The sequence below is a fragment of the Runella sp. genome (assembly GCF_027484545.1).
In the GTDB taxonomy this organism is placed as follows: domain Bacteria; phylum Bacteroidota; class Bacteroidia; order Cytophagales; family Spirosomataceae; genus Runella.
Genome location: NZ_JAIXST010000008.1, coordinates 1 through 6,662, shown reverse-complemented (window position 1 = coordinate 6,662; position 6,662 = coordinate 1). Strand labels below are relative to the sequence as shown.

General features: G+C 43.4%; 6 protein-coding genes and 1 pseudogene. 5 read left to right on the top strand and 2 right to left on the bottom strand.

The features are described 5' to 3' along the window. Window positions 1–255: pseudogene (locus Q0081_RS00555) on the top strand (hypothetical protein); the annotation flags it as partial. Window positions 256–372: 117 nt separating this feature from the next. On the opposite strand, the gene Q0081_RS00550 reads toward Q0081_RS00555, so the two are convergent. After that, window positions 373–831: a GNAT family N-acetyltransferase gene (locus tag Q0081_RS00550; RefSeq protein WP_298348157.1), complete on the bottom strand. Its 459-nt coding sequence runs from the start codon at window positions 829–831 to the stop codon at window positions 373–375. Between the two features lie 135 nt (window positions 832–966). Here Q0081_RS00550 and Q0081_RS00545 point away from each other — a divergent pair, with 135 nt between their 5' ends. From Q0081_RS00545 to Q0081_RS00530, 4 genes are all read left to right on the top strand, one after another. Further along, on the top strand, window positions 967–1,698 hold the full coding sequence (locus tag Q0081_RS00545) for a tRNA1(Val) (adenine(37)-N6)-methyltransferase (protein WP_298348155.1): 732 nt from the start codon (window positions 967–969) through the stop codon (window positions 1,696–1,698). Between the two features lie 63 nt (window positions 1,699–1,761). Beyond that, window positions 1,762–2,652: an oxygen-dependent coproporphyrinogen oxidase gene (gene hemF / locus Q0081_RS00540; protein WP_298348153.1), complete on the top strand. Its 891-nt coding sequence runs from the start codon at window positions 1,762–1,764 to the stop codon at window positions 2,650–2,652. A gap of 131 nt (window positions 2,653–2,783) precedes the next feature. Continuing rightward, window positions 2,784–5,435 (top strand): DNA gyrase/topoisomerase IV subunit A, encoded by a 2,652-nt coding sequence (locus Q0081_RS00535; protein ID WP_298348151.1) that lies wholly within the window; start codon window positions 2,784–2,786, stop codon window positions 5,433–5,435. A 13-nt stretch (window positions 5,436–5,448) separates the two neighbouring features. Continuing rightward, a complete protein-coding gene (locus Q0081_RS00530; RefSeq protein WP_298348149.1) occupies window positions 5,449–6,135 on the top strand; it encodes a vancomycin high temperature exclusion protein in 687 nt (228 codons plus the stop codon). Between the two features lie 109 nt (window positions 6,136–6,244). Here Q0081_RS00530 and Q0081_RS00525 read toward each other — a convergent pair whose 3' ends face one another. Next, a complete protein-coding gene (locus Q0081_RS00525) occupies window positions 6,245–6,511 on the bottom strand; it encodes a muconolactone Delta-isomerase family protein (protein WP_298348147.1) in 267 nt (88 codons plus the stop codon). Window positions 6,512–6,662 lie beyond the last annotated feature (151 nt).

The window sequence follows — 6,662 nt, the reverse complement described above, 5'->3', positions numbered from 1 at the left end:
AATGAACTCAAAAAGCAAGAACTAATTGAATATCTAAGCAAGCATCGAATTGAAATCATCAATTATGAACGCAGGAAAACCGCTGGTAAAAAGATTGGCAGTGGTTGCCTCGAAAAGGCCAATGACTTAATCGTTGCTCATCGGCAAAAAAAGAAAGGCATGGCTTGGAGCTACGATGGTTCGGAAAGTCTTGCTATTCTCAAAACAGTAGAAATTAATCATAAATGGCAACAGTTTTGGGAGAAATCTGCTTAAATAACAGAATGCCACTTTAATTTACAATACCTATTTTTATTTGAATAAGACCTCCAAATCGGTTATACAAGTATGCCCAATACCCTCGTCTTTTGCAAAAGGAATTGTAAAAAGTTTTCAAGTGGCAATAACTGCTCTCTTCCCCTCATACACCCACTCCCAAACCTCCCCATCTTCGGGGTCAATGACCGTTCCCACGGCTGTGAAATGATTCTTAATCAATATTTTAGCTGAATAACCGTCGTTCTCTAAAGTACGGGCAGTAATTTTTACACTTGGGTCGGTTTGAAGGGATATTTCGACCAATTGCTTACAAATTTCGGTTCCCATTCCTTGGTTTTGGAACTCCTCAAAAGTGCCGTACGCAATTTCTATTTTTCCATTGACCGGGGCACCTTTGAAACCCGCACTTCCTACCAATTTTCCATTGTGTTGGGCAAAATAGCCAATCCAAGGAGCGACATACCCTATTTTTTTGTAATAATCAACCGACATCGGAAGTATGTCCTGGCACAGCGGGTGGTCTATGAATTCTTCGTTTTCTTCGAAGGTTTCTTTGATGGGAATCAGTTTCATGTAGCAGAGGAGAAAGGAAGACTGTGTAAAATCAAAAATAGGCGACTTTCGTCATATATCCAAACGGTAAAACTGCCGTTTTTGTGCTTCCACAAGATGGTGTAAATTTGTGTTTTAAATTCCTGCGTTTGCCCAATGCCCCGAATTCCGGCTCCTTTTTTTTGTTTCAAGCAATTTGCCGTTTGGCACGACCGCAGTGCATTGCGGGTCTGTACGGAAGCGTGTATTTTGGGGGCGTATGCGGAGGTAACGGACGTGACACACGCGTTGGATATTGGCACCGGTACGGGATTGTTGGCCTTGATGATAGCGCAACGCAACGCCAAAATGCAAATAGATGCGGTGGAAATTGAGGCGCAAAATGTGGAACAAGCCATTGAGAATGTAATCCAAAGCCCTTTTCTGAAAAGAATTTCAGTAGTTCAGGCAGCTATCCAAAATTGGAGAAAACCGGAAAGTCCTCACTCCTCGAAATACGATTTAATCATCAGCAATCCTCCTTTCTTTGACAAACATTTGCTGTCACCGCGTGAAGAACGGAATCGTGCTTTGCACACTGAGACGCTTTCATTAAGCGATTTGGCGCTGTCGGTGGCGCGATTATTGGCGGATACCGGGCGTTTTGTTGTATTATTGCCCCCTTTTGAAACCCAACGACTGATTGATTTTTTGACCCCGTTGGAATTACACCCGACACGTCAACTGCACATCTTTTCCCGTCAGGGGAAACCTGTTTTTCGGAAGATTACGACTTTTGAACGAAAAAAAAAGGAGTATTTTACGGAAACTCTTTATATTCACGATAATGACGGTAAGTATTCCGACGATTTTCGAACTTTATTAAAAGAGTACTATTTGATTTTTTAGCGATTTTAACCCCTATCCCCGGCCCTTTCTCCTGAAAGGGGAAAGGGAGGATTTTCCAAATTTATGCGCGAAACAATTGCTACTTATTTTCAAACCCTGCAAGACCAAATTTGCCAAGCTTTAGAAACGGCTGACGGCCGCGGTCACTTTCAGGAAGACAACTGGAAACACCACAGCGGAGGCGGAGGACGCACCCGGATTCTCCAAGAGGGAAATATCATCGAAAAAGGAGGGGTCAACTTCTCTCAGGTTCAAGGTCAGACGTCTGAGGCGTTGATGCGCCAAATGAACCTTTCCGAACAGGCTGATTATTTTGCTACGGGAGTTTCGATTGTGATGCACCCCGTCAGCCCGATGGTGCCCATTATTCACATGAACGTGCGTTATTTTGAAATGTCAAACGGCACCAGTTGGTTTGGCGGCGGCATCGACCTCACGCCTCACTACGTAGTGGACGAAGATGCCCAATGGTTTCATCAACAATTGAAAAATACCTGCGACCAACACCATCCTGAGTATTATTCCCGATATAAAAAATGGGCGGATGATTACTTTTTTATCCCTCACCGTCAGGAGACCAGAGGGGTAGGAGGGATTTTTTTCGATTATCAAAAGCCGGAATCAGACCTTGAAAAATTGAAATTATTTGATTTTGTCAAAGCAGTGGGAGAAACTTTTGCCCCTACTTATACGCACCTGATGCTCAAAAACCAAGCGCTTTCTTTTGGAGATGCTGAAAAGCAATGGCAGTTAGTTCGGCGCGGACGGTACGTGGAATTTAACCTGGCTTGGGATCGGGGAACCAAATTCGGTTTGGAAACTGGAGGGCGTACCGAGTCCATTTTGATGAGTTTACCCCCTTTGGCGGGCTGGAAGTATGATTATCAACCCGAGCCGGAGAGTCGCGAGGCTCAAACGCTTTTGCTACTAAAGAAAGGCATTGAATGGGCTTAAAAGGTGATTTTTGCACATTTTTTTGTATATTTACATTTTGAAAATTTGTGATTTACCATTTGCGATTTAGCGATTGGCTTTTAAAATTCAACGCCTGAATCCTTAAATTACAAATCACGCAACACTAACCAATGAGCGAGATTAACGACACATTACCTGAAGAAAAAGACCCTGCTAAAGATACGCTCCATGACCAACTGGCGGTAGCGGATATGTACCAAAACTGGTTTTTGGATTATGCTTCTTACGTAATTTTAGAACGTGCCGTTCCCAACATTGAAGATGGCCTGAAACCTGTCCAGCGGCGTATATTACATGCCCTCAAGGAAATGGACGATGGGCGTTTTAACAAAGTGGCCAACGTGATCGGTTCTACCATGCAGTATCACCCACACGGCGATGCTTCCATTAATGAAGCATTGGTGAACATGGGTCAGAAAGAGTTAGTGTTTGATACGCAGGGAAGTTGGGGTGATATTCGTACGGGCGACGGCGCTGCGGCGGCCCGTTACATTGAGGTTCGCCTTTCTAAATTTGGCAATGATGTAGTATTCAACGAAGATACTACCGAATGGCAAATGAGTTACGACGGTCGCAAGCGCGAACCTGTTACCTTACCCGTTAAGTTTCCGTTGTTGTTGGCTATGGGCGTAGAGGGGATTGCCGTCGGGCTTTCGACCAAGATAATGCCGCACAATTTTGTGGAATTGCTCGAAGCCTCCATCGCCATTCTCAAAGGGCAGCCTTTTGCGCTCTTTCCGGATTTTCCAACAGGTGGATACATTGATGTAACCAACTACAACGATGGGTTGCGGGGCGGGAAAGTTCGTGTGCGGGCTAAGATTGAAGAGTTGGACAAAAAAACGTTGGTTATTCGTGATATTCCTTTCAGCACGACCACGACTTCGGTCAAAGAATCCATTATAAAAGCCAGTGAAGAAGGAAAAATAAAAATTAAAAAACCCGAGAAGGGAATGCAGGCCGTGGAAGACCTTACGGCCAAAGACGTAGAGATTGTTATCCACTTGGCTCCCGGGGTTTCACCGGATATTACGATTGATGCCCTATATGCTTTTACGGATTGCGAGGTAAGTATTTCACCCAATGCCTGCGTTATTTTTGACGACAAGCCGCATTTTGTGACGGTTTCTCACATTCTGAAAACGTGCAATGATCAAACGGTGCATCTTCTTAAACGCGAACTCGAAATCAAACGGTTTGAGTTGAAAGAAAAGTTGCTGTACAGTTCGTTGGAAAAAATATTCATCGAGAATCGTATTTATCGGGATATTGAAGAATGCGAAACTTTCGAGGCAGTTATTCAGACCATTGATGCCGGCTTAACGCCTTTTAAGGCTGATTTCTACCGCGAAATCGTCGAAGAAGATATTCTGCGCCTGACTGAACTGCGCATTAAACGTATATCCAAATTCGACGCTTTCAAAGCCGACGAGGCCATGCGCAGATTAGAGTCTGAACTCACGGAAGTGGAAGATAATTTAGTGCATCTGACCCGTTATGCGATTAATTATTATAAAGATTTACTGAAAAAATACGGTAAAAATCGCGAACGCCGCACTGAAATACGCTCTTTCAACACGATAGCGGCTACTGTAGTAGCGGCGGCCAACCAAAAACTGTATGTCAACCGGGAAGAAGGATTTATTGGTTATGGGTTGAAAAAGGATGAATATGTCATGGATTGTTCCGATATTGACGATATTATCATATTTCGACGCGATGGTAAATACAAGATTGTTCGGGTGGCCGATAAGGTCTTTGTAGGAAAAGAAATTATTTACGTGGCCGTGTTTAAGAAAAACGACGAGCGTAAAGTATATAATGTGACTTATTTGGACGGCAAATCGGGCGTTAGTTATGCCAAGCGTTTTGCGGTTTCGGGTATTACCCGTGACAAAGAGTATGATGTAACCCTGGGCACCAACAAGTCAAAAATTACTTATTTCAGTGCCAATGACAACGGAGAAGCCGAAATCATTACGGTCAACCTTACGGCTCAAAGTACGGCGCGGATTAAGGTGTTTGATTTTAACTTTTCTCAATTGGGCGTTAAGAATCGCTCGGCAATAGGCAATGTAATGACTAAGTTTCCTGCCCGTAAAGTAGCTTTTAAGTCAGCAGGAGCTTCTACCTTGGGTGGCGTGAATATGTGGTACGACAGCGTTTTGGGACGTCTGAATCGCGATGAGCGTGGGCAGTATTTAGGAAATTTCGACAATGGAGATACGATTTTGGTGCTGTACAAAGACGGGCAGTATGAACTGACCGGGTATGACCTCACTAATCGCTACGAACCCAAAGACCTGATTCGCCTGGAGAAGTTTGTGCCGGAACGAGCTATTGCGGTGGTGTATTTTGAGGCGTTGCAAAAAAACTACTTTGCCAAGCGTTTCAGAATCGAAACTACGACGCTGGATAAGAAATTTTCCTTTATCGGAGATACAAAAGGTTCAAAATTGATTTTTGTTTCGACCGATGCGCATCCTCGCATGGAAGTTGTACTGGAAAAAAGCAAAACAGAAACCCAGAAGGAAGAGATTGTTTTGGATAGCTTTGTGGATGTACGGGGTTGGAAAGCATTGGGCAACCGAGTTTCACCCTTAAAAATCAAAGAAATAAAGCAGATTGCTTCGTTGCCGGAAACCACGAGTCAACCTTCGCGGGAAATTGAAATGCCCGACGTTGTTGCTGAACCGGAAGGAGAGGAGGAATCGGTGACGTCAACCACGAGGGATGAAAATGGACAATTAGGACTATTTTAGATAACATACTCAATTGAAAACGGCACTCTTACACATCAATGCCATGCGTCACTCACGACGTCTGCGGGTTTCGCTCTTGAAACAACTCATCAAAGCGGGATTCTGGACGGTTTTTGGAGTGGTGGTACTGGTATTGATGTGTAATTGGATTGTGGTGGACACAACGAAAAATAAAGTGTTTTTTGACCTCAAATCGCTGCCTTCCAATGATGTAGGATTAGTGTTGGGGACGAGTAAATACGTGGCGCGGGGAAAGGAAAACCTGTTTTTTAGGTATCGGATGGAAGCGTCGGCGTTGTTGTTTAAAGAAGGAAAAGTGAAATACCTGATTTTGAGCGGAAACAAAGAAGCCGAAACCTACGACGAGCCTAAAGCCATGAAACAGGCCCTGACTAAACTGGGTGTTCCGGAAGATGCGATGATGCTGGACACGGCAGGATACCGGACCTACGATTCAGTGATTCGATGCCGGGAAATATACGGACAGGACCGAGTCACGGTGATTTCTCAAAATTTCCATAATGCCCGGGCACTCTATTTAGCCGGTCACGAAGGGTTGGATGCCATTGGCTTTGCGGCGCAAGATGTCCCCGATGGCTATTCCGTAAAAACGCTCCTACGAGAATACCTTGCCCGTCCTAAGGCGATGTTGGATGTGTATGTATTGAAGCCCGAGGCTGGCGTGAGAGAAGGGGAGTAGGGGAAATTAAATTCTTTGTAAATAAAAAGGACTAACGTTCAATTAAGTACGTCAGTCCATAAAGCCAAGCCGCTGTTAGCGGTAGAATATATCAACTTTTAGTCAGGTTTTAAAACTGTTGTATCAAGTTCAGGTATTCAACACTTTTTTTCAGTTTGTACAGGGGAAGTGTCGCCATTAATTCTTTAACCTCGTCTTCGTTAACCCCTTTAAAGATTAATACAGCTCCGTTTCTGGTTTGTCTTAAAAATAAATGTTCTAAAATTCCTTCTTCTTTCCATTTGGCAACAACTTCCTGCTCATGTTTTATTATTTCTTGAAAATTGTCCGGAAGGTTATCCGTGTCAATGGTTAAAATTGCTTCAATCCTGTTCATAATATGTTTGTTTTATGTGATTTACTCTCTTTTTAAGCAATCAAGTAAAAGTAATCGTGTATTTAGTTTTGACTTCCACTAAAATATTATCGACTGCTTTTTTGAGGGAGTCTTTACATTTGTAGTCTTCTAATTTAAGCCAAAAATGTTT